Genomic DNA, 21406 nt, shown 5'->3' on the forward strand with positions numbered 1-21406 from the left:
CGGTCAGCCCTTCTTTTTATACATCGCGAGCATGCGCTCGGTGACGAGGAAGCCGCCGAAAATATTCACCGAGGCGAGCACGAGGGCGATAAAGCCGAAAATCTTCGCCGCGACGGCGCCCGGATCGCCATGCGCGCCAACGCCGACGGAGGCGGACAAGAGCGCGCCGACGACGATGACCGATGAAATCGCATTGGTGACCGACATCAGCGGCGTATGCAGCGCGGGCTTGACAGACCAGACCACGTAATAGCCGACGACGACGGCGAGCGCGAAAATCGCAAGACGGAAGATGATCGGATCAATCACCCCGCCACTCAGCGCGTGGCCGCTTCCGGCGAGCTGGTCGGCGTAGGTTTCGGCGTTTTGCGCGGCCTGCTTTGCCGCGGTCACCGCATCATGAAGATGTTGCAGCGCCACTGGGTCGATTTCGTTCGCCATCACTCTCTCCCTCGGAATTTTTGTGGGGCGGCCGGACCGTTGGTCGCGGATCGGCGTTGTGAGCGCTCGCTTCCGGGCGCCTTCGGCCGCCGTGCGGCTTGAAAGATCAGGGCTTGCCCTGGGCCGATCCCCTGCCTGACTTCGATCTTTGGCGCGGCTTTGCCGCGGGCTCCGGCCCTTCGGCCGTGGGTTGAGGCTGCTCGTCGCCAGCCGCGGGCGGAGGCGCGATCTCTGCGCCAGGTTCCGCTTCGACCAGGGCGGGCGCTTCGGCCACGGCGTCCGCGGCGCTCTCAGGCGCCTGAGCTTGCGCCCCGGCCCCGGCCTCAGGCTGAGGTTCAACCGCGGCTTCGGTCGTGGATTCTGGCGCCGGGGCCTGAAAATTCGGATGCGGCAGCGCGCCGTCCCGCGTCAGTAGCGTGGCCTTGACGATTTCGTCGTCCCAATCGATCGCGAGCTCATGTGTCTCCTTGTCGATCAGGGGCTTCAGGAAATTGACGAGGTTGCGCGCATAGAGCGCCGAGGCGGAGGCTGCGACGCGTCCGGGCACGTTGAGATTGCCGATAATCTTGACGCCATTTTCGCTGATCACCGTCTCGCCTGGCCGCGACAATTCGCAATTGCCGCCGCGCTCGACGGCAAGGTCGATGATGATCGACCCCCGCTGCATCGAGGCGACCATGTCCGCCGTGATCAGGACCGGCGCCTTGCGGCCCGGAATCAGCGCGGTGGTGATGACGATGTCCTGCTTGGCGATATGAGAGGCGGTGAGCTCGGCCTGTTTCGCCTGATATTCGGGCGACATCGGCTTGGCGTAGCCGGCCGCCGTCTCGGCGGCGGCGAATTCTTCATCCTCGACGGCGATGAATTTCGCGCCGAGCGACAGAACCTGCTCTTTGGTGGCTGGCCGGACGTCCGTTGCGGTGACGAGGCCGCCGATCCTGCGCGCCGTCGCGATCGCCTGCAGTCCGGCGACACCGACGCCCATGACGAAGATCCGGGCCGGCTGAATCGAACCCGCAGCCGTCGTCATCATCGGGATGGCGCGGTCGTAGGATGCGGCGGCGTCGATGACGGCGCGATAGCCGGCGAGATTGGCCTGGCTCGACAGCACATCCATCGACTGCGCGCGCGTGATGCGGGGAATGAGCTCCATCGCAAAGGCGCTGACGCCGGCGCCGGCAAGCGATTGCAGCGCGGCGACGTTTTCATAAGGGTCGAGGACGGCGAGGACGATGGCGCCGGGCTTCACGCCCGCGAGTTCGGCGGCTTTGGGGCGGCGCACCCGCAGCACGACGTCGGCCCCCGCGGCGGCGGCGGCGGCGGTCGGCGCGAGCGTCGCCCCGGCTGCGGCAAAGGCGTCGTCGGCGATGGCCGATCCCCGGCCCGCGCCGGTCTCGACCGCGACCTCTGCGCCGAGGCCGATGAATGTCTTTACGGTCTCGGGAGTCGCCGCGACGCGGCTTTCGTGAGGGTCGGTTTCGGCTTGAACCGCTATGCGCATTTAGCTCTCCGATAGAAGATCGCGCCCCCGGGCGGGGGCGCGTTCAGCGTTCCCGGCGCTCTGCGGCGCCGTGTGAAGTCAGAGGGTGATCAAGGCGAGAAGAATCACGATTCCGGCGACGCCAATCGTGCCATAGAGCGCGAATTTCACGAAATGCCGGTAGGTTCGGACGTGCTCCGCATAGTCCATATCAGGATGGCTGACGGGGTCGGCGAGATCGTGCGCCATGGCGTTCCTCCGATTGACGGTTCTGAAGCTTTGGCAATGAATAGACCGCCGCGCAAGAGAACAAAAGCCTTTTTGCGGCGCGTGAACGCCGATAGCTCTATCGACTTTTGGAGTGGCGACGGGTCATTGCGGCGGCTGCAAGCCGGCCGTCATGAGCGCCGCGCTCTGGCGCGCGCACAGCGCCTCGACGGAAAAGTCGCCGATCGCTTCATTGAACAGGCGATAGAAGTTCAGGCGCGCCCCAAGATGGAGAAAGGCGCCGCCAAGGCCGATCGCGGCGCGGTCCATGAAGACGAATTCGCGCGGCACCCGCACCGGGCCTTTCTGCTTCAGCGCCTGATGCACGCGAAACGCTTCCTTGCGCCCGTAGCTGCCGGGTGAGACGCCGTCGGCGATGGTGCGCACCCGGTCGTCGAGCAGCGGACCGTAGATGAATTTCGCCCAGATGTTGAGGATTTCGGCGAGATCGCGCGTCAGGCCCTGAAAGCCCCAGATCTCATAGGCGTGAAAGGTCCGGGCGAAATCATCATGCAACAGGCCCTCGTAGAGATCGACCACGCCCTGAACGAAGCCGGGCTTGAAGATCCGCACGCAGCCATAATCCAGCAAATTGATGCCGGCCGCCTCGCCGCTTCCGTCGCCGCCGCCGAAGACCGTGTAATTGCCAAGATGCGGATCGCCATGGATGACGCCAAACCGGTTGAATGGAATCCACCACGCCTTGAACATGGCGCTCGAAATGCGCGCCCGCGCGGCCTCATCCGCCGATTTGAAATCAAGCAGCCTGCCACCCTCGAGCCAGTCCATCGTCAGGAGCCGCGCCGTCGACAATTCGGGGCGAATCGCCGGAACGCGGATATCGGCGAAGTCGCCGAGGATATCGCGATAAAGCGCGGCATGGCGCGCCTCGCGCTGATAATCCAGCTCTTCGCGCACGCGCTCGCTGATCTCCTGCGTGATCTCGCGCGTGTCGATGACCGGATTGAGCCGGCGGTGCAGGGCGAACAGGATTGCGAGCTGGCTGAGATCGGCTTCGACGGCCGAGTTCATATCCGGATATTGCAGCTTGCAGGCCAGCACGGCGCCATCGAGCGCTATCGCGCGATGCACCTGGCCGAGTGAGGCGGCGGCCGCGGGCTTAAGATCGAAGCTTTTGAATCTGGACGCAAAGTCGGGGCCGAGTTCGGCCTGCATCCGCCGCTTGACGAAGGCGGCGCCCATCGGCGGCGCATCGGCCTGCAGCTTTTGCAATTCGTCGGCGTATTCTTGCGGCAGGAGATCCGGGATGGTCGCCATCATCTGGGCGACTTTCATCATTGGCCCCTTGAGGCCGCCGAGCGCCTGCGCCAATGCGGCGGCGTTCGAGGCGTCGCCCGTGCGTGATCCGGTCAGTCTGGCGCCCGCGATCCGCGCCGCGACCCCGCCGACATTCGCGCCGACCCTTGCATAGCGCGCGGCTCTGGCGGAAAAGCGATTGGCTTCCTGATCCTTCATACGCGCCCCTTGCGGATCTTTTTCGCGTCGGTCGGAGCGCGACGGACGTTACGCTCCAAACCACGCGATTCGATCGCGTTCATGAGTTTGGATTGATCCAACCCAAACTCATCGCGATCTAGGGGCTATCGCTTATGCGGCTGTCAATGCGCGCAAGGCTCAACGCTCCGGCGCGCGCGCGAGCTCGGTAGCGGTCGGCTGGCCGCTGGCGAGCCCTTCCTCGAGCCTTTTGTCGAATTCAGCGAAGTCCAGCCGCACCTCGACGACATTGCCCTCGCCTCGGCGCGCGACGAAGCCGAGCTCCTCGGCCATGATCAGCATTTTCCCGTTGTCCGGGGAGATATATCCGGTCACGGCGCGAAGGCCGCGGCGGCGCGCGCATTGCAGAATTTCCGTCATCAGCCGATAGCCGAGGCCGTGCGCCTTGAAGTCGGAGCGCACCATGACGTCATATTCTGCGGTGTCGGATTGCGGCGTGTCCTGGCCGATATGAACGATCCCGTAGATCTCCTCGGGCCCCGCGTCCGGCAGACTGGTCGCGACGATGGCCGCGTCTCTCTCGGGGTCAAGATGGGCGAACCGTTCCGCCATGTGAGCGGCAAAGCCGCGCACGGCGCCGAGCAGCCGGAAGCGGATGTCCTCAGGCGAGGCGTGCGAAAACATCTCCTCCAGACGCGCTTTGTCGTCTGGCCGGACATAGCGCAACTGGAAGCGTTCGCCGTCTGGGAGCCTGATGATGTGCTGGCGCTCTGACTGTCTGATCGGCATATTCATGGAGTTGGGCCTCGATTTGACCTGTCTGATTCCAAACCGCAAGGTGCGACAGGCGCATCTTGCGGCATCAAGCAGCGTCTTCAGCGCATTGGCCTGATGTGCTCTGGACCCGGAAGGCGTCACGGTATCCGGCATGGGCGCCCCCAAGCTGGATTCACGACTTTCGTCGCGTCCTCATTCCGGCCCGCGCTCGACTCAGCGTCGATTGGATCGGGCGGCCTTCTCTGGTCTCGGCAAATATGCCCTCGCGCAGCCTACTTCGCAAGTGCAGCATTTGCCGGAACGGACATCGATCGAAAGGCGGCTGTGCGCGCCACCCTCTTGATTCGACGTAAAAAAGCGGCGGAACGTCGCAGTCGCGCCGAGTTGGTTAATGTTTCGTTAGGCCGCGGCGATAAGATGGAAAAAGCTGCCGCTGACATGGGCCCGGCGGGATCCTTCCCCGCGCTCGGATCCGCCATGCGCGTCGATCACATGGGCGAAGGGCGGGTCCTCGCCGGCCTGCGTTTGCATGGTGGCGTAATGAAATTCGTGCCCGCGCAGCCGCGCGCCCGCCCTGCCGAGCGGATGGGACGCGGCCAGCCTCGCCTCGCGATAGCCGAGATGCAGCGACCGTTTGGCGAAGCTGAAGCCCGGCGCCAGAAGCCCGGCCATTGCGTGGCTTTCTCCCTTTGCGTCGATGAGAGCCTCGCCCAAAACCATGTAGCCGCCGCATTCGCCATGGATCGGCTTCGTTTGCGCGAAGCCTCGCAGCCCCGCCATGAATTGCTCCGCCGCGGCGAGTTGTCCCGCATGAAGTTCCGGGTAGCCGCCGGGCAGCCAGCAAAGATCGCTGTCGGGCGGCGGAGGCTCATTTGCGAGCGGGGAGAAAAAGATGATCTCGGCGCCAAGCGCGCGCCAGCCTTCCAGAATATGCGGATAGAGAAAGGAGAAAGCGGCGTCGCGCGCGACCGCGATCCGCTGCGCCGGCGGCGGTAGAGCGGCGATCTTGGTTAACGCGCCCGCGCCGTCCGCGCGCGCCAGCGCGACGATTTCATTGAGGGCGCAATTGCCCGCGACAAAGCCGGCGATCTCTTCAAGCAGCGTCTCCAGCCCTGCGATCTCCTGAGCTTGCACGAGGCCGAGATGGCGTTCGGGCAGCTCGATTTTTTTGTCGCGCGGCAGCGCGCCGAGGACGGGAACGCCCAACGCCTCGATCGCGTCGGCGGCGAGGCGCCGGTGCCGCTCGCTCGCGACCCGGTTCAGGATCGCGCCCGCGACTCTTATGCGCGAATCGTAGACCGCGCAGCCTTTGACGATGGCTGCGGCCGATTGCGCCTGTCCGCTCACATCGACACACAGCAGGATCGGCCAGCCAAGCGCGGCGGCGACGTCGGCCGACGATCCGGTGCGTCCGGGCGCGCCCCGAACGCCATCGAACAGCCCCATGGAGCCCTCGCACAGCACGAGGTCGGCGGCGCCATTTCCGTTCTCCGCCGCCATGTTCGCCAGCCCGCGCAAAAGCTCCGGCGCCATCGCCCAGCTATCGAGGTTGACGCTGATCCGCCCCGTCGCGGCGGCATGGAAGGCAGGGTCGATGTAATCCGGCCCGCATTTGGCGGCGCCGACGGCGAGTCCCTTGTTCCTCAGCGCCCGCATCAGGCCGAGAGTCAGCAGCGTTTTGCCGCTCCCCGAGCGCGGCGCGGCGATCATCAGGCCGGGAACGGCACCATGCGCGTTCATGACGGGCCGCCGCGAAAACGGCGCCGGTAATCGCGATTATAAAGCGCACTGTCGCGAAAATCGCGCGCCTCCAGCGCTGGCCCGACGAGGATCAGCGCCGTCCGCTCCATCGGCGCCGCGGCGACCGCTTGCGGCATCGCTGACAGCGTTGCGCGCAAGACGCGCTCATCCGGCCAGGAGGCGCGATAGACGACGGCGGCGGGGCAATCGGGGCCATAGAAGGGCGTCAGTTCGGCGCAAACCCGTTCGATCGCATGGATTGACAGATGCACGGCGAGCGTCGCTCCGGTCGCCGCGAAGGCTTTCAGCGTCTCGCGCTCCGGCATCGAGGACGCGCGTCCCGGGGTTCGCGTCAGAACCAGCGATTGCGCGACTTCCGGCAGGGTGAGTTCGCATTGAAGCGCGGCTGCGGCGGCGGCGAAAGCCGGCACGCCGGGCGTGATCGTGTAAGGAATTTCGAGTTCGTCGAGGCGGCGAAGCTGCTCGCCCATCGCGCTCCAGATCGAGAGATCGCCCGAATGCAGCCGCGCGACATCCTCGCCGCGCCCCTGCGCGCGCAGGAATTCCTCGATGATCTGATCGAGATCGAGCTCCGCCGTGTCGATCATCCGCGCGCCGTCCGGGCAATAGGCGAGGATCGCGCGCGGCACGAGCGAGCCGGCGAACAGGCAGACCGGACAGCGCGCGATGAGATTGCGGCCCCGCACGGTGATGAGGTCCGGCGCGCCCGGTCCGGCGCCGATGAAATGCACGGTCACGGCGCGGCGCTCATTGTGGGTCGGTGCTGGCGATGGCGCAGCTTGCGCCCGCCGCGCTGATGCGGGCGAGCACAAGTCGCGAACCGGCGCCCGCCCCGGCGAGCGCCGCCGTTTCGGCGAGCGACGGCAGTCCGAACAGCGCCTCGACTTTCACGGAGCGGGTTTCTGCGCGAGGCGAGGCCTCCTGCAAAAGCTGCGGCGGAAGAAACACGAGAGGCAGGCCAAGCCTCTCCGCCGCGATAAAAAGGCCGGGTTCGCCATTCTTGGCGGCGTGAGCATAGATGGCCGCGGGCGCTTCCGCGCATCCCGCGCGCAGGATCGCGCGACGGATCAGCGTCTCGATCGCCCCGCCGGGGCAATTCTTTCTGCAGCCGACGCCGATGGCGAGCGTCATGTCGCCGCCCGCCCGGCTTTCGTGACGGACCATTGCGTCACAGGCATCGCCAGCCGCCAGCCGAAAAAGCCGCCGAGTTTTTCGGCACGCGTTACACTCAGCCGCGTCAGTTCGCCGCCGATCGCCTGAAAGCGCGCCAAAAGTTCGGCTTCGGCTTCGAGCGTGACGGCGTTGACGACGAAGCGTCCGCCAGGCTCCAGCGCGGCGAAAGCTTGATCGAGGAGATCCGGATCGCTGGAGCCGCCGCCGACAAAGATCGCCTGCGGCCGCGGCAGTCCGGCAAAGGCCGCCGGCGCCTTTCCTTCGACGATTTTGATCTGCGGCGCGCCGAGATTTCTGGCGTTGCGGCCGATCCGCGCCGCGCGCTCCGCGCGGGCTTCGATTGCGATGGCGCGATTGACCGGATCAAGGCGCAGCCATTCGATCGCCACGGAGCCGGAGCCGGCGCCGACGTCCCATAGGAGATCGCCGCGCCTTGGCGCCAGCGCCGACAGGCTCGCCGCACGGATTTCGCGCTTGGTCAATTGGCCGTCATGCTCAAACAGCGAATCGTCGAGTCCGCTCGATATAGGGACAAAATTTTCGCGCGGCGCTGAAGTGATCTCGACTGCGACGAGATTGAGGGGATCTATGTCGGCAAGATCAAATTGATCTGCCTCGACGGCGCGGATTTTTTCACGCGGGCCGCCGAGCGCTTCCAGCACATGGATCATGGAGCGTCCAAGACCCCTCTCACGCAAAAGCGCGGCGATTTTCGCCGGCGTCGCCCCGTCCCAGGAGAGGCAGAGGATTTTTGCGCTTGGCTGGAGCGCCGGGATGATGCGCTCGAAATCGCGGCCATGCAGGGAGAGCAGCGCGCAATCCTGCAGGCTCCAGGCGAGGCGTGCGGCGGCGAGGCTGAAAGAGGATGGCGCCGGGAGGCAGATCATCTCGCCGTGCGGGATATGCGCCGAAAGCAGCGCGCCGACGCCATAGAAAAAAGGGTCGCCCGAGGCCAGCACGCAGAGTTTTTCGCCGCGCCGCCGCAAAATCTCCGGCAGCGCCGCCTCGATCGGCGAAGGCCAGACCATGGTTTGCGCCTCGAACGAGCCGGCCAGTTTCAGATGGCGCGCGCCGCCGATCACAAATGAGGCTTGCGCCAGTTTTTCCCGCGCGGCAGGGATGAGGCCGTGGGCGCCGTCTTCGCCGATGCCGATGAGAGCGAGCCAGGGGGCGGCTGGGTCCGACGCGGCGGTCATGGCGCAGGAAAGCCCGAATTTTGGAGCGAAGCTTGCGCGTTCTTATTCTTGGCGGCACGGCTGAAGCTAGCGCCCTTGCCGCGCTCTTGGCCGACAGGCCCGCAATCGCGCCGCTCCTGTCGCTCGCCGGGCGCACCGCGGCCCCCGTAAAGGCGCCGATCCCGATGCGCATTGGCGGCTTTGGCGGCGCTGAGGGTCTCGCGCGCTATATCGCGGAGGAGCGTGTCGAGCTCCTGATTGATGCGACGCATCCCTTCGCCGCCGCGATTTCGCGCAACGCCGTCGGCGCCGCGTGCGCGGAAAAAATTCCTCTGATCGTCGTCGGGCGTCCGCCCTGGACGCAGCTGCCCGGCGACCGCTGGATCCCGGCGGGCGACATGGCGGAGGCCGCCGCTCTCCTTGGCGCGGCGCGCCGGCGCGTTTTTCTCGCCATCGGCCGGCTGCAGCTTGCCGCCTTCGAGGCCGCGCCGCAGCACTTTTATCTGATCCGCGGCATCGAGCCCGTTTCGCCGAAGCTGCCGGACCATCGCTTCATCAGCGCGCGCGGGCCGTTTGAGAGGGAGGCGGAGCGGCGGCTTCTGGGGGAAGAGCGTATCGACGTCGTAGTCGCCAAGAACAGCGGCTCCCCTGCGGTTTACGGCAAGATCGAAGCGGCGCGCGAACTCGGACTGCCGGTCGTCATGGTCGAGCGCCCGCCCGGGCAAGGCGCGCTCAAAACTCCGGCCGAGGCTCTGGGACTGATCCTTCGCCAATGCGCGATTCATGAGGCCGCCCTCGCGCCGCGTGGCGTATAGACATAAGGCGCGCCGTTCGGGCGGCGCAGCAGGCGCGTTTCGCTCGATCCGACGATGACCAGCGTCGCCATATCAGCGAGATCGGGATCCGCGTCGCCAAGGTCGCAGAGGGTAATGCGCTCGTCCGCGCGCCCGATCGCCCGCGCAAAGATCACCGGCGTCGCCGGCGCCTTCAGTTTACGCAAAAGGGCGAAGGCGCTGCGGATCTGTTCATGCCGCGTGCGCGAGGCGGGATTATAGAGCGCCATGACGAAATCGGCGTCAGCCGCCGCCGCCAACCTTTTTTCGACGAGCGCCCAGGGCTTTAGATTGTCAGAGAGCGAAATGGCGCAGAAATCATGGCCAAGCGGGGCGCCGAGCCGTGCGGCCGCGGCCTGCATTGCTGATATGCCGGGAGAGACAGTGACGTCGATCTCGCGCCAGCCGGCCTCGCCTTCCTCGATCGCCTCGAACACCGCTGCCGCCATGGCGAAAATTCCGGGATCTCCCCCCGAGACCACCGCGACGCGCCGGCCCTTGCTCGCCAGCTGCAGGGCGGCGCGGGCGCGATCGAGCTCCACCCTGTTGTCGCTTGCATGGCGCGCCTGTCCGGGCACAAGCTCGCAGCGTTCGAGATAGGGCGCATAGCCGACGAGATCGGAGGCCGCATGGATGAGGCGCGCCGCTTCCGGAGTCACCCAGTCCGCAAACCCCGGGCCGATGCCAACGACGCTCAGAGACCCAGAGGATGGCGGACCCGCGATCATGGCCGTCTGCCCTCGCCGGGAATGAGAATCATCGAGAAATAGGGCGCGAGATCGTCGGTCTTTTCGTCCAGCGGAAGGATCCGCTCGGCCGCCTGCGTGCCATGCTCGACATAGATCGCCGTGCTCGAGCGGCCTGCCTCGAGGATCGCCGCCCTGACCTTGGCGAGATTTGCGCCGAGTTTTATGATGATGGCGGCGTCGCAGGCGCCAAGGAGCCGGGCGAGATCCGGTCCGCCGAGCGTCCCGGGCAGCACGCTGAGCACATCGTCGCCCCAGGTGATCGGCAGTTTCGCCGCGCTCCAGCAGCCCGACATGCCGGTGACGCCCGGCACGACTTCGACGCAGAAGCGGTCCTTCAGCCGCACGTAAAGATGCATGAAGGAGCCGTAGAACAATGGGTCGCCCTCGCAGACCAGCGCCACGTCGCGGCCGGCCGAAAGATGGCCGGCGATCTCCTCGGCGGCGTTCGCGTAAAAGGCGCCCAGCGTCTCGACATAGACGGGGTCCTGGAAATGGCGCTCCGTCGTCATGGGATAGAGCAGGGCGAGCTCCGTCGAGGCGGGGCTGAGCCAGCTTTCGAGGATCGCGCGGGCCTGTCCGCGCCGGCCTTTCTTGGCGAAATAGGCGACCACCGGCGCGGCTTTCAAAATCTTCACGGCCTTCACGGTCAAAAGGTCCGGGTCGCCCGGCCCGAGCCCGACGCCGTAAAGACGGCCGATAGGAGGCGAGTTCGTGGTCATTCGGCCTCGCCCGCCAGCGCGTTGAGGGCGCCCGCCGTCATGGCGCTGCCGCCCTTGCGTCCCCGCACGGTGATGAACGGCGCCTGCGCCGTCTCGATCAGGGCCTCTTTCGATTCGGCCGCGCCGACGAAGCCGACCGGCATGCCGATGATGCAGGCCGGGCGCAGCGGCGAGCGGTCCATGAGGTTTAAGAGGCGAAACAGCGCGGTTGGCGCATTGCCGATTGCGATGATCGCGCCATCGAGGCGCTCGCTCCAGAGTTCGATCGCAGCGGCGCTGCGCGTATCGCCGAGATTTTTCGCCAGCGTCGCGACGGATGGATGATCGAGCGTGCAGATCACCTCATTGCGGTTCGGCAGGCGGGCGCGGGTCACCCCTTCGGCGACCATTTTCGAATCGCACAGGATCGGCGCGCCCTCGCGCAGGGCGACCCGCGCGCGGGTCGCGGCGCCCGGCGAAAAGACAAGGTCGGCGGCGATCTCGACCATGCCGCAGGCATGGATCACCCGCACGGCGACGATCTCCTCATCCGCCGAAAAGCGCGAAAGATCGGCTTCAGCGCGGATCGTCGCGAAGGAGCGGCGGTAGATTTCCGCCCCGTCGCGCAGATAGTCGAAGCGGCCTTGCTGTTGCTCTGCGCTCATCTCATCGCTGCTGCTGCGCGCTCGACAGCGCTCGAGATCACGATGATTTTCGACCGATGCGGACCAAACTCATAAAACGTGATCGATTTCAAAAGTCCGGGGCATGATGCCGGCGTCATGTGCTGGCCATGGCGTGCAACAAATTCCGCGCGGCCGTCAATGAGAGATTTCGGCTAGATGGCGCGTCAAAGGCCGAGCCGTCGAGAACGAGATCGTAAAGGCCGTCATGGGCGACCAGCGTCAACGGAGCCCTGCGCGGCCGGGCGCAGCCCTTGGCGCAGCCCGAGACATGCAGGGCGAGGCCAGTGGGGAAAAGTTGTCCCGCAAGCGGCGCGAGCGCCAACGCGTCTGCATGCGTTGGCGTCGTGCCGCGCGCGCAGGCCGGCGCGCCGCCGCAGGCCGCGACGCCGAGCCGCTTGTCGTCGGGGGAGACGATGAAGCCGGCTGCGTGAAAATATTCTGCGAGCGCGTCTGCCTCTTGCGGCGCGACGCCGGGCAGAATGACCGCCCGCCACGGCGTCAGGCGGATCTCGCCGCGCCCATGGGTCTGCGCCGCGCCGGCAACCGCCGCCAGCATATTTGCGGAGAGGCGCCCAAACGGCGCCGCCGCGCCGAAGCAGGAAAGATCGCCGAAGCGCAATAGCCCGACTGGCGCCGGCGGCGCGGGGCGGGGCGGCGCCCATTCTTGTTGCGGGGCCGGTCGGCCCGCGGCGGCGGCGAGCGCAGCGAGCCCGCCTCCAAAAATGACGTCTGTCATTCTTCGGGGCGGCTCCGGCATAGCCTCGCCGACAGCCAGAAAAGCGCGGGCGATTCTTAATGCGACGGCGACGATCTCCTCCGGCGCGCAAGAGCCGATGGCGATTGCGTCGACGCCGAGCGCGATGTCGAATTTGCCGCGCGGCTGGTCGAAGGCAAAGCGAACGTCGGTTATCTCATCCCAGAGCGAAAGCGGGCCGCCGTCATCGATCAGGAAGCCGAATTTTCCTGGTAAGCTGTGGAGATCTGTGGCGTCGATGAGCGCGGCCTCGAGCGCGGCGCCAATCGGCGTCACATCCGCCCGCCCGCAAAGTCCGGCGAGCGGGCTGATCATGACATTGCGCACCGCTTCCGCCGCGGCGTCGGCGTCGATCAGGCCAAGCCGATCGAGTTCGGCGAGAAGATCCGGCAGGCGCTCCGGCGTCACGCCGCGCAACTGTAGATTTGCGCGCGATGTTAGCTCGCATTGACCATTGCCGAACCTGTTTGCGGCGCCGGCGATGGCGCGCGCCGTTTCCGACGACAGGCAGGCGCCGCTGATGCGGAGGCGCGCGATCAGCCCGTCGCGCGCCTGCATCGGCGCGCGCGCCCCGGGGCACCAGCCCTTGCGAAGCTCCGCGCGCGTCAACATGACAGGCGCTCGCGCATCGATCTGATATCCTCATGCGCCGAATTGCGCCGGCTTCGCCAAAAGCCGCGCCGCGCCGCTTCCTCGAAACGGGACAGGATGGCGCCGGCGGCTCTCGGATTGGCGCTCGCGAGAAATGCTGCGACCTCAGGGTCGCCGCAGGTCGCGTCGAACATCAGGTCGAAGTGGTGGCTTTGCGTCGCATCGGTCATGATCGCAAGGCCGAAGAGATGATCGACGGTCTCGGCGATCTCGGCCGCGCCGCGATGGCCGTGTTGCATCTGGCCTCTGATCCAGCGCGGGTTGCCGGCGCGCCCGCGCATGATGCGGGCGATCTCCTCGGGCATCGTCCGCACTGTGATCTTTTGGGCGTCGCTTGTCGCGACATGGTAGATCGCGGGGCGCCCGCCAAGCATTTCGGCGGCGGCGGAAAATCCGCCCTCGTGATCGACGATGGCGTCGGATTCAAGAAGGTCCTGCTCGACCTGATCCTGAACGTGGATCATCGCGTCGGCGCTGGCGACGCGCCCCGCGAACGCCGACGTTTGGGTCGCCTCGCCCTGCGCGCCGCGATAGGCGTGCGAAGTCGCCTTGATGTAGAGTCGCCCCAACTCTTCACGCGTGACCGACGCGTCGTTGTCGATTGCCCGCGATAGCTGGAGCCCGAAGGCGCCGGGGGCGGCGCCGAAGATGCGCAGCGGCGCTTCGCCGCTCTCGCGCGCAGACGCCGAAAGAGGATTATCATCGTCATCTTCATCGCGCTCGCTGATGGCGCGAACGGCCTGATCGTAGAGCGCGATCTGCGCGGGAAAGGCGTCGCGGAACATGCCGGAAATGCGCAGGGTGACGTCTACGCGGGGGCGTCCGAGTTTGGCGAGCGGGACGACCTCGAAACCGCTGATGCGGGAGGTGGCATGGTCCCAGACGGGGGCGGCGCCGATCAGGGCCATGGCCTGCGCGAGATCGTCGCCGCCGGTGCGCATGGTCGCGCTCGCCCAGATGTCCATCACGATGCGCTTCGGCCAATCGCCGTTATCTTGCGCATGGCGGCGCAGGACTTCTTCCGCCGCGCGCTTGCCGATCTCGAACGCCGTGCGTGTTGGTACGGAGCGCGGATCGACGCTGTAGATATTACGCCCTGTCGGCAGAACGTCGATGCGCCCGCGCGAGGGCGCGCCGCCAGGTCCCGGCGCGACGAATCGTCCATCGAGCGCTGCGATCAGAGCCGCGAGCTCGGCCTCGCCGCAACGCGCGATGAGTTCGCCCGCGCCGGCGCGAGCCTCGTGCGGGAGAGCCGCAACCAACGCCTCGCGCCGGCCGGGATCGGGCGCCGTCCCAAACACATGCAGCCCGTCGCCGATGCGCAAATCCTTGACGTCGCAGAGGAAAGCGTCGAGGCGCGCCAGGGCGTCAAGATGATTTTCGTCATCCTTGATGCCGCAGTCCTGGGCGAGGCCGGTTTCGCGCGCGCGGGCGAGAATGGCCTTTGCGATCAGCTTTGCCCGTTTCGGGTCGAGCGCTTCGGCGCTGGCATATTCATCGAGCAGCGCTTCAATGTCCTGCGCGGCGCCAAAACGGCCCGCGCTCATCAGCGGCGGGGTCAGATGGCCGATGGTCAGGGCGGCGATGCGACGCTTCGCCTGCGCCGCCTCGCCCGGATTGTTGACGATGAACGGGTAGATGACCGGCGTCGGCCCCAGCACGGCTTCGGGGGCGCAGGAGGGGCCAGGCGCATTGGCCTTGCCAGGCAGCCATTCCAGCGTGCCATGGGCGCCGCAGTGAATGAGCGCGTCGATTTTGGCTACGCGCCGCAGCCACATGTAGAAGGCGATATAGGCATGGCGCGGCGCCAGCGTCACGTCATGATAGTTCGCCTTGTGCTCGGCGGCCGCGCCGCGTCCGGGCTGCAGCGCCACGAAGAAACGGTTCGCGGAAATAACCGAGAAGCGGAACATTCCGTCGCCATCGGCTTCGCCTGCGGGATCGCCCCATTGCGCGAAAACCTGCTCTGAAAAGGCGCGCGGCGCGGCGGCGAGCGCCTGCTGGTAATCGGGCAGGGGATAGCAAACCGTGAACGCCTGCGTTTCGAGGAGCCGCATCAGTTCGTCGTCGGTGGGCAAGGCGCCGATGTCATAGCCGGATTGGTCCAAGGCGCGCGCGATCGCGCCGACGCTTTTTGCGGTGTCGAGCCCGACGGCATAGCCGCCGCGTCCCGCCTTGCCCGGATAGTCCGACAGGATGCAGGCGATGCTGCGCTCGAAGCGCGGCGTCCTGCGCAATTTGGCCCAGGCCGCGGCGAGGTCCGACACGAAGTCGACGCGGGAGGGGAGGGCGACATGGGTCAGCGGCGTGAATTCGAGATCGGCGCGATGCGCCGTCTCCGCCTTCACGGCGATCGCGCGCGTAATCAGCCGTCCGTCCATTTCCGGCAGCACGACATTCATGGCGAGATCGGCCGCCCGCAAGCCCCTTGGATCATCGGCCCATTGCGCCTCGGTCGCGCTTGAGAAGATGATTTGCAGGACCGGCGCGTCGGCCTCGTCAAGCACGCTGCCGCCGTCGTCGAGCCGGGCGGAAAACGCCGTGGCGTTAAGAATGACGTCTGGTCTTTCTTCCTCGAACCGGGCGCGGAGAAAGTCGGCCGCTTGCGGGTCCTTGAGGCTCGACACGAAAATCGCCTCGACGTCAAAGCCCCGCAGGTGTAGCGCGTCGGCGAGCGCAAGGATTGGCCCGTTGTCTCCGGCAAGAAGATATGATCTGTAAAATATGATTTTCGCGCGGGGCGCGTCTTTGCCGGCGCGTCGGCGGGCGGGATCATAGAGTCCGGCAGGCGGCTCTATGCCTTGCGAGGTCCATGGCGCGGGTCCGCGCAGCGTCGCCTCGACCCAGTCGAGAACGGTCGCGATATTTGCGCTCCCGCCGCTCTGCAGCCGTGCGAATATTTCGTCAAGATCGGCTTGCGCGATGGTCGAGGCGTCGCTGAGGCGCGGGTCGGCGGCGGCGTCGCCCGAAACGATGGCGAGTTTCACGCCGTTGTTCCGCGCCGTACGGCAAAGCTCCTCGACGCCATAGCGCCAATAGTCGAGGCCGCCGAGCAGGCGAACGAGAACGAAGCGCGACTTTGCGATGACTTTTTCAACGTAAAGATCGACAGAATAGGGGTGCTTCAGATCGGAAAGATTGGCGAGCCTTATGCTCAGGCCGCGCCTTTGCGCGACGCCGGCAAGAGAGGAAAGGTCGCTGTCCGAAAAGGACAGAAAGACCAGATCGGCCGGCGTCTGCGCGAGATCGATGGCGACCTCGGCCTCGTCGAGCGATCGGCTCTCTGTACGGAGCAGATGCATTCAGCGCTCCAGCGCTTGCAAGATTGCGGCGGCGTTCAGGCCCTTTTCGCCGATGACCACGAGTCGCCCCTGACGCGCCTCGCCCAAGGCCCAGGGGCGGTCAAAACTGTGCTTGAAGCGCGCGCCGACTCCCTGCACCAGAAGCCGCATCGGCTTGCCGCGCACCTCGACGAAGCCCTTTACGCGGAGGACGTCGTGCGCCTCCGCGATCTTCGCGAGGCGGCCGACGAATGAGGTGGCGTCGTCGATCGCCGGCGTCTCGACAATGAGGCTCTCAAAATCATCATGGTCGTGATCGGCCTCGTCGTCATGATGCGAGCGCCGGTTCAAAAGATCATCCTCGGCGGCCGCGTTGAGGCCGAGGAGAATGGCAGAATCGATGCGCCCCTGCGCCGCGCCGACGATTCTGACGGCGCGCGGCAGGACCGCCCTGATGTCGGCGCGAACGCGCGCCTCGTCGTCAGCGCCAAGAAGATCGATCTTGTTGAGGATCACGAGATCGGCGCAAAGCAGCTGATCCTCGAAAACCTCCTCCAGCGGATTATCATGCCCGATCGAGGGATCGGCCTCGCGCTGGCGCGCGAGTTTAATGGGATCGTCAGCAAAGCGTCCGTCCGCCGCCGCCGCGCCGTCGACGACGGCGATGACGCCGTCCACCGTGAGCCTTGCGCGGATCTGCGGCCAGTCGAATGCCTTGACGAGAGGCTTTGGCAAGGCAAGGCCTGAGGTCTCGATGACAATGTGCTCGGGCGGCGGATCGAGGGCGAGCAGGCGCTCGATCGCGGGCAAAAAATCATCGGCGACGGTGCAGCAGATGCAGCCATTGGCGAGCTCGACAATGGCGTCCTCAGCGCAGCCGAGGTCGTCGCAGCCGCGCAAAATGTCGCGGTCGACGCCGATGTCGCCGAATTCATTGATGATGAGGGCGAGGCGGCGCCCCGCGCTATGCTCCAGCAGATGGCGGATCAGCGTCGTCTTCCCGGCGCCGAGGAAGCCGGTGATGATGGTAGCGGGAATCCGCGACAGGCGTGCGGTGGAGAGATCATTCATCAGGCCCGGGGTCTCCGCTCGACGCGGGCGCTGAGGAACACGGGCGCGGAAGCGCCCTTTGCCGGCGCGAACGGCCGACATCGATCATGGCCGGAGCGCCCCGCCGGCCAGAACTCGATCGAACGGCAGGTTTCCTGGCTCGCGGATCGGCGCCGCTCGCCGCCTTCCCAGAAGCTTTATGGCTCCCAGTGGCTTATGGCGTGCGGCTACCCGCTTACAGTTGCGGGGGCAGCTGTGGATTGCGCGCTTTTTTAAAGCGCGCGCCACATTCCCTTTAAACCCTCGGCAGAGGGACCGTTACGGGCGCGAGAGTAGACCCTGTGGCTGCCGTGTCAATCGCGACGTCAGACTCACCCGAAACAACCGTCGACGGTCTTTTGCCAATCCGCCGGCTTCGGCTCGTGATTGCTCGGCCGTTCGCGGTTCAGCGCGCCATCCGAGCGCGCCCGGAGATAGACGTAGATCGGATCGAGGTAGCACATGACGTTCTTGTTCTCGCCAAAGCTCGGCATGACCAGCTCCTGCGAGGCGCTGATGTTGCGCTTGCCGCCGATGATCGTGCCCTGCACCTGCTGCGTCGTCAGGGATTTGAGCGAATCAACGAGTGAGGGCGCGTAGGACGAACCGAGGGCGTCAGGGCCATGGCATTGCAGGCAGTTCGCCCCATACATGCGGTAGCCGATGAAAGTGTACCAATCGACCATGCCGTCCTTGCCGATCTTGTAGGTCGGGTTGCCGTCCTTGTCGAAATATTCGCCGTTTGTCGAGGTGACCGGCGCGGGATCTCCGGCGCCATCGGCGCGCGCCGCTGCCGCTGCGAGGAGACTTGCCGCGGCAAGGCAGGCGAGAGATGCGGCAAGCTTCATTTTTGTTCTCCTCGTTACAGGGCGCATTTTTTCGTGGCCGTCGCGCCGAAGCCGCGCGCGGATTGTCAAGGGCCATGAACGCGCGCGCAAGAGCAGAGTTGTTTTTTCTCCGTCACGAAATCGTTGCGGACATTGACCTTTTGCCGGCGGCCCGGCAGGTCGATACACTCCACGGCAGGAGAGAGCGATGAACGAACTTCTGGACCAGACGGATTTGCGCCATCGCGAGAAGATGGCCAATCGCAAGCGCGTTCAGGACGCCAAAGTCGCCGGCAAGACGATTACGGAAAAGGGCCTGCTGATGGTCCACACCGGGTCGGGCAAGGGGAAATCGACCGCCGCGTTCGGGCTTTTGCTGCGCGCGCTCGGCCATGGCTGGCGCTGCGCCGTGGTCCAGTTCGGCAAGGGCGCCTGGGACAGCGGCGAACGCGCGGCGCTGGCCCGCTTCGAGGATCTCGTCGAATGTCATGCGCTCGGCGCGGGGTTTACCTGGGAGACGCAGGATCGCGCCGGAGACGTCGCCAGCGCCGAGGCGGCCTTCGCCAAAGCGGAAGCCCTGATGCGCGATCCCGCCCTCAAACTGATCGTGCTCGATGAACTGAACATCGCCTTGCGCTACGATCATCTTCCGGTTGCGCGAATCGTCGAGGTGCTTAGCGCGCGACGACCCGATCTCCATATCGTCGTCACGGGCCGCAACGCCAAGGCGGAGCTGATCGCGGCTGCCGATCTCGTCACCGAGATGACGCTGGTGAAGCATCATTTCGCGGCCGGGGTGCGGGCGCAGGCGGGCGTCGAATTTTGACGCCTTCGGGCGGGCGGTCAAGGGCGCGCGCGCTGATGATCCAGGGCTCTGGCTCCGATGTCGGCAAATCGCTCATCGTCGCCGGGCTTTGCCGCGCCTACCGCAATCGCGGCCTGAAGGTGCTGCCGTTCAAGCCGCAGAACATGTCGAACAACGCCAGCGTCACGCCGGACGGCGGCGAGATCGGCCGCGCCCAGGCGATGCAGGCGCTGGCCTGCGGCGCGCCCCTCAGCGTCGATATGAATCCGGTGCTGCTGAAGCCGCAGACCGGCTTTGGCGCGCAGGTCGTCGTCCAGGGCAAGGTCGTTGGAACCGCCGCCGCGCGCGACTATCAGCAGTGGAAGCCCAAACTTCTCGGCGCTGTGCTTGAAAGTTTTGCAAAACTTGCGGCCAACGCCGATCTTGTCCTGGTGGAAGGGGCGGGGAGCGCCTCCGAAGTCAATCTGCGCCAGAACGATATCGCCAATATGGGCTTTGCGCGGGCCGCTGGCGTTCCCGTGATTCTTGTCGGCGATATCGACCGCGGCGGCGTCATCGCCCAGATCGTCGGCACGAAATCCGTGATCGCGGCCGAGGACGCCGCAATGATCCGGGGCTTTATCGTCAATAAATTCCGCGGCGATCCGACGCTGTTTGCCGACGGCATGGCGTTCATCGCGCAAAGATCCGGCTGGCCCGCGCTCGGGCTCATTCCCTTTTGCGCGGAGGCGGCGCTTCTGCCGGCCGAGGACAGTTTTGGTCTCTCGACGCCAAGACCGAAAGGCGGCGGCAAAATTCTCATCGCGGTCCCCGTCTTGCCGGGAATCGCCAATTTTGACGATCTCGATCCGCTGCGGCTCGAGCCCGACGTCGAAATCGCGATGGTGCGGTCCGGCGCGGTTTTGCCGGCCGAAGCGCGCCTCGTGCTGTTGCCCGGCTCAAAGACGACGATCGCCGATCTCGCAGCCTTCCGGCGCGAGGGGTGGGACATCGATCTTGCCGCGCATCTGCGCCGTGGCGGTCATGTCATCGGCCTTTGCGGCGGTTACCAGATGCTCGGCAGGATGTTGCGCGACCCCGACGGCGTCGAGGGTCCGCGGGGGGAGGCCATCGGCCTCGGGTTGCTCGACATCGAGACCGAACTCACCGGGGAAAAAATGCTGGCGCCCGTGGAGGGGGTCTCCGCGGCGGATGGCGCGCCCTTCAAGGGCTATGAAATGCATCTTGGCCGCACCTATGGGCCCGGTTGCGAGGCGCCGCTGCTGATTTTGGCAGATGGGCGGCGCGAAGGCACCGTCTCGGCGGACGGGCGGGTCAGCGGCTCCTATGTGCATGGGCTTTTCAGCGACCCGGCGCAGCGCGCCAGCCTGATGGCGCGCTTGGGGGGCGAAGGCTCGGGGCTCTCTTACGAGGCCTCGATCGAGCGGGCGCTTGACGCGCTCGCCAACCATCTCGAGGCCCATATGGACCTCGACCATCTGCTCACCCTGGCCAGTTGAGGCAAAGCGCGGCGAGCCCAACCAGGGCGAGATTGACGAGGCAGGCGCGCCGATAGAGCGCCAGCGCGCAATAAATCGCCTCGGGCGCTGCTTCCGCCGAGCCCGTCCCCATCCAGCCGTCAGTGACGAGTTTGTCGCCATATTGCCTTGGTCCGCCGAGCTGCAGGCCGAGGGCGCCGGCGAAAGCCGCCTCCGGCCAGCCGGCGTTCGGCGAGGGATGGCCGCGCGCGTCGCGACGCGTGGCGCGCCAGGCGGCCGCGGCGTCAGCGCCCGGCAGGACGGCGGCGGCGATCACGATAAAAACGGCCGACAGGCGCGCGGGCAGAAAATTGGCGAGATCGTCGAGCTTTGCGGCGGCAAAACCAAAGGCTTTATGCCTTGGCGTCAGATGGCCGATCATGCTGTCGGCCGTGTTCAGCGCCTTGTAGGCGACCCCGCCCGGCAGACCGCCGAGCGCCAGCCAGAAGATCGGGGCGACGACGCCATCGGAAAAATTCTCGGCGAGGCTTTCGATCGCGGCGCGGCAGACGCCCGCTTCATCAAGCGCATCGACATTGCGGCCGACGATGGCGCCGACCGCGACGCGCCCGCCCGGAAGCCCAGAATCCTCCAGCGCCAGCGCCACGGCGCGAACATGCTGACCAAGACTTTTTTGCGCGATCAGAGTTGAGGCGGCAAGCGCGAGCAGAATGAGCGAGAGGAAGGGCGGCAGCCCCACATGAAGAATGAATTGTTCGATGAAAAAGGCGCAAGCCCCCGCCACGCCGAGAACGAGAACCAGCGCCGCCGCGCCGAGAAGACGGCGTTGGCCAAAGGGCAGATCGTCCCGATTGAGCCATCGGTCGGCGAACGCGATCAGGCCGCCGATCCAGGTGACCGGATGGCCGATCGCCGCAAAAAGCACCCTGGGATAGCCAATCGCGCCTTCGATCCCAGCCGCAACGCTTGCCAGCGCGAAAAACATCGGGAAATTCATGTTAGGTCTGGCGGCGGCTTGGGACAGGC

At 66.1% G+C, this 21406-nt stretch carries 20 protein-coding genes and 1 riboswitch; of the genes, 3 read left to right on the plus strand and 17 right to left on the minus strand.

What is annotated here, in order from left to right:
• Positions 1-3 precede the first annotated feature (3 nt).
• The 9 genes from CR492_RS00570 to cbiE form a co-directional block, all read right to left on the minus strand.
• Positions 4-441 carry an NAD(P) transhydrogenase subunit alpha gene (locus CR492_RS00570; RefSeq protein WP_102841779.1) on the minus strand — a complete coding sequence of 146 codons (438 nt, stop codon included), beginning with the start codon at positions 439-441 and terminating at the stop codon, positions 4-6.
• A 106-nt stretch (positions 442-547) separates the two neighbouring features.
• Positions 548-1942 (minus strand): Re/Si-specific NAD(P)(+) transhydrogenase subunit alpha, encoded by a 1395-nt coding sequence (locus tag CR492_RS00575; RefSeq protein ID WP_102841780.1) that lies wholly within the window; start codon positions 1940-1942, stop codon positions 548-550.
• A gap of 78 nt (positions 1943-2020) precedes the next feature.
• The gene (locus tag CR492_RS00580; protein WP_102841781.1) at positions 2021-2170 is read right to left on the minus strand and encodes an aa3-type cytochrome c oxidase subunit IV; all 150 of its coding nucleotides are present in this window, start codon (positions 2168-2170) and stop codon (positions 2021-2023) included.
• A 123-nt stretch (positions 2171-2293) separates the two neighbouring features.
• A complete protein-coding gene (locus CR492_RS00585; RefSeq protein ID WP_102841782.1) occupies positions 2294-3664 on the minus strand; it encodes an ABC1 kinase family protein in 1371 nt (456 codons plus the stop codon).
• A 159-nt stretch (positions 3665-3823) separates the two neighbouring features.
• Complete coding sequence (locus CR492_RS00590; protein WP_180982377.1) at positions 3824-4438, minus strand: GNAT family N-acetyltransferase; 615 nt, start codon at positions 4436-4438, stop codon at positions 3824-3826.
• 381 nt (positions 4439-4819) lie between these two features.
• On the minus strand, positions 4820-6160 hold the full coding sequence (locus CR492_RS00595; RefSeq protein ID WP_102841784.1) for a cobyrinate a,c-diamide synthase: 1341 nt from the start codon (positions 6158-6160) through the stop codon (positions 4820-4822).
• Entirely contained in the window at positions 6157-6918 is a 762-nt protein-coding gene (gene cobM, locus CR492_RS00600) for a precorrin-4 C(11)-methyltransferase (protein ID WP_102841785.1), read from the minus strand. The genes CR492_RS00595 and cobM overlap by 4 nt, the downstream gene beginning before the upstream one ends.
• 10 nt (positions 6919-6928) lie before the next feature.
• A complete protein-coding gene (locus tag CR492_RS00605; RefSeq protein ID WP_102842298.1) occupies positions 6929-7312 on the minus strand; it encodes a cobalamin biosynthesis protein in 384 nt (127 codons plus the stop codon).
• Complete coding sequence (gene cbiE / locus CR492_RS00610; protein ID WP_102841786.1) at positions 7309-8550, minus strand: precorrin-6y C5,15-methyltransferase (decarboxylating) subunit CbiE; 1242 nt, start codon at positions 8548-8550, stop codon at positions 7309-7311. The genes CR492_RS00605 and cbiE overlap by 4 nt, the downstream gene beginning before the upstream one ends.
• A 32-nt stretch (positions 8551-8582) precedes the next feature.
• Here cbiE and CR492_RS00615 point away from each other — a divergent pair, with 32 nt between their 5' ends.
• The gene (locus CR492_RS00615) at positions 8583-9344 is read left to right on the plus strand and encodes a cobalt-precorrin-6A reductase (RefSeq protein ID WP_102841787.1); all 762 of its coding nucleotides are present in this window, start codon (positions 8583-8585) and stop codon (positions 9342-9344) included.
• Here CR492_RS00615 and cobJ read toward each other — a convergent pair.
• From cobJ to CR492_RS00650, 7 genes are all read right to left on the minus strand, one after another.
• Positions 9311-10090 (minus strand): precorrin-3B C(17)-methyltransferase, encoded by a 780-nt coding sequence (gene cobJ, locus CR492_RS00620; protein ID WP_102841788.1) that lies wholly within the window; start codon positions 10088-10090, stop codon positions 9311-9313. The two genes, CR492_RS00615 and cobJ, sit on opposite strands and share 34 nt — an antisense overlap.
• Positions 10087-10830 carry a precorrin-2 C(20)-methyltransferase gene (locus tag CR492_RS00625; protein ID WP_102841789.1) on the minus strand — a complete coding sequence of 248 codons (744 nt, stop codon included), beginning with the start codon at positions 10828-10830 and terminating at the stop codon, positions 10087-10089. The genes cobJ and CR492_RS00625 overlap by 4 nt, the downstream gene beginning before the upstream one ends.
• A complete protein-coding gene (locus CR492_RS00630; protein ID WP_102841790.1) occupies positions 10827-11474 on the minus strand; it encodes a precorrin-8X methylmutase in 648 nt (215 codons plus the stop codon). The genes CR492_RS00625 and CR492_RS00630 overlap by 4 nt, the downstream gene beginning before the upstream one ends.
• A 115-nt stretch (positions 11475-11589) precedes the next feature.
• The gene (gene cobG, locus CR492_RS00635) at positions 11590-12861 is read right to left on the minus strand and encodes a precorrin-3B synthase (RefSeq protein ID WP_102841791.1); all 1272 of its coding nucleotides are present in this window, start codon (positions 12859-12861) and stop codon (positions 11590-11592) included.
• The gene (gene cobN, locus CR492_RS00640) at positions 12855-16202 is read right to left on the minus strand and encodes a cobaltochelatase subunit CobN (RefSeq protein WP_102841792.1); all 3348 of its coding nucleotides are present in this window, start codon (positions 16200-16202) and stop codon (positions 12855-12857) included. The genes cobG and cobN overlap by 7 nt, the downstream gene beginning before the upstream one ends.
• Positions 16203-17252 (minus strand): cobalamin biosynthesis protein CobW, encoded by a 1050-nt coding sequence (cobW, locus tag CR492_RS00645; protein WP_102841793.1) that lies wholly within the window; start codon positions 17250-17252, stop codon positions 16203-16205. It lies immediately after the preceding gene.
• Positions 17253-17359: 107 nt separating this feature from the next.
• Positions 17360-17567: riboswitch (cobalamin riboswitch) on the minus strand.
• 35 nt (positions 17568-17602) lie between these two features.
• The gene (locus CR492_RS00650) at positions 17603-18118 is read right to left on the minus strand and encodes a c-type cytochrome, methanol metabolism-related (protein ID WP_102841794.1); all 516 of its coding nucleotides are present in this window, start codon (positions 18116-18118) and stop codon (positions 17603-17605) included.
• A gap of 187 nt (positions 18119-18305) precedes the next feature.
• On the opposite strand from CR492_RS00650, the gene cobO reads away from it, so the two are divergent.
• Complete coding sequence (cobO, locus tag CR492_RS00655; RefSeq protein ID WP_102841795.1) at positions 18306-18923, plus strand: cob(I)yrinic acid a,c-diamide adenosyltransferase; 618 nt, start codon at positions 18306-18308, stop codon at positions 18921-18923.
• A 35-nt stretch (positions 18924-18958) separates the two neighbouring features.
• Entirely contained in the window at positions 18959-20401 is a 1443-nt protein-coding gene (locus tag CR492_RS00660) for a cobyric acid synthase (protein WP_102842299.1), read from the plus strand.
• On the opposite strand, the gene cbiB is transcribed toward CR492_RS00660, so the two are convergent.
• Positions 20385-21377 carry an adenosylcobinamide-phosphate synthase CbiB gene (gene cbiB, locus CR492_RS00665; RefSeq protein ID WP_102841796.1) on the minus strand — a complete coding sequence of 331 codons (993 nt, stop codon included), beginning with the start codon at positions 21375-21377 and terminating at the stop codon, positions 20385-20387. The genes CR492_RS00660 and cbiB overlap by 17 nt on opposite strands.
• Between the last annotated feature and the right edge of the window lie 29 nt (positions 21378-21406).

The organism is Methylocella silvestris, assembly GCF_002891535.1.
Lineage (GTDB): Bacteria > Pseudomonadota > Alphaproteobacteria > Rhizobiales > Beijerinckiaceae > Methylocapsa > Methylocapsa silvestris_A.

Bases quoted from the DNA above. Each gene is read 5' to 3' on its own strand.
- CR492_RS00570 (WP_102841779.1), bottom strand. From the start codon at position 441: ATGGCGAACGAAATCGACCCAGTGGCGCTGCAACATCTTCATGATGCG.
- CR492_RS00575 (WP_102841780.1), bottom strand. From the start codon at position 1,942: ATGCGCATAGCGGTTCAAGCCGAAACCGACCCTCACGAAAGCCGCGTC.
- CR492_RS00580 (WP_102841781.1), bottom strand. From the start codon at position 2,170: ATGGCGCACGATCTCGCCGACCCCGTCAGCCATCCTGATATGGACTAT.
- CR492_RS00585 (WP_102841782.1), bottom strand. From the start codon at position 3,664: ATGAAGGATCAGGAAGCCAATCGCTTTTCCGCCAGAGCCGCGCGCTAT.
- CR492_RS00590 (WP_180982377.1), bottom strand. From the start codon at position 4,438: ATGAATATGCCGATCAGACAGTCAGAGCGCCAGCACATCATCAGGCTC.
- CR492_RS00595 (WP_102841784.1), bottom strand. From the start codon at position 6,160: ATGAACGCGCATGGTGCCGTTCCCGGCCTGATGATCGCCGCGCCGCGC.
- CR492_RS00605 (WP_102842298.1), bottom strand. From the start codon at position 7,312: ATGACGCTCGCCATCGGCGTCGGCTGCAGAAAGAATTGCCCCGGCGGG.
- cbiE (WP_102841786.1), bottom strand. From the start codon at position 8,550: ATGACCGCCGCGTCGGACCCAGCCGCCCCCTGGCTCGCTCTCATCGGC.
- cobJ (WP_102841788.1), bottom strand. From the start codon at position 10,090: ATGATCGCGGGTCCGCCATCCTCTGGGTCTCTGAGCGTCGTTGGCATC.
- CR492_RS00625 (WP_102841789.1), bottom strand. From the start codon at position 10,830: ATGACCACGAACTCGCCTCCTATCGGCCGTCTTTACGGCGTCGGGCTC.
- CR492_RS00630 (WP_102841790.1), bottom strand. From the start codon at position 11,474: ATGAGCGCAGAGCAACAGCAAGGCCGCTTCGACTATCTGCGCGACGGG.
- cobG (WP_102841791.1), bottom strand. From the start codon at position 12,861: ATGTTGACGCGCGCGGAGCTTCGCAAGGGCTGGTGCCCCGGGGCGCGC.
- cobN (WP_102841792.1), bottom strand. From the start codon at position 16,202: ATGCATCTGCTCCGTACAGAGAGCCGATCGCTCGACGAGGCCGAGGTC.
- cobW (WP_102841793.1), bottom strand. From the start codon at position 17,252: ATGAATGATCTCTCCACCGCACGCCTGTCGCGGATTCCCGCTACCATC.
- CR492_RS00650 (WP_102841794.1), bottom strand. From the start codon at position 18,118: ATGAAGCTTGCCGCATCTCTCGCCTGCCTTGCCGCGGCAAGTCTCCTC.
- cobO (WP_102841795.1), top strand. From the start codon at position 18,306: ATGAACGAACTTCTGGACCAGACGGATTTGCGCCATCGCGAGAAGATG.
- CR492_RS00660 (WP_102842299.1), top strand. From the start codon at position 18,959: ATGATCCAGGGCTCTGGCTCCGATGTCGGCAAATCGCTCATCGTCGCC.
- cbiB (WP_102841796.1), bottom strand. From the start codon at position 21,377: ATGAATTTCCCGATGTTTTTCGCGCTGGCAAGCGTTGCGGCTGGGATC.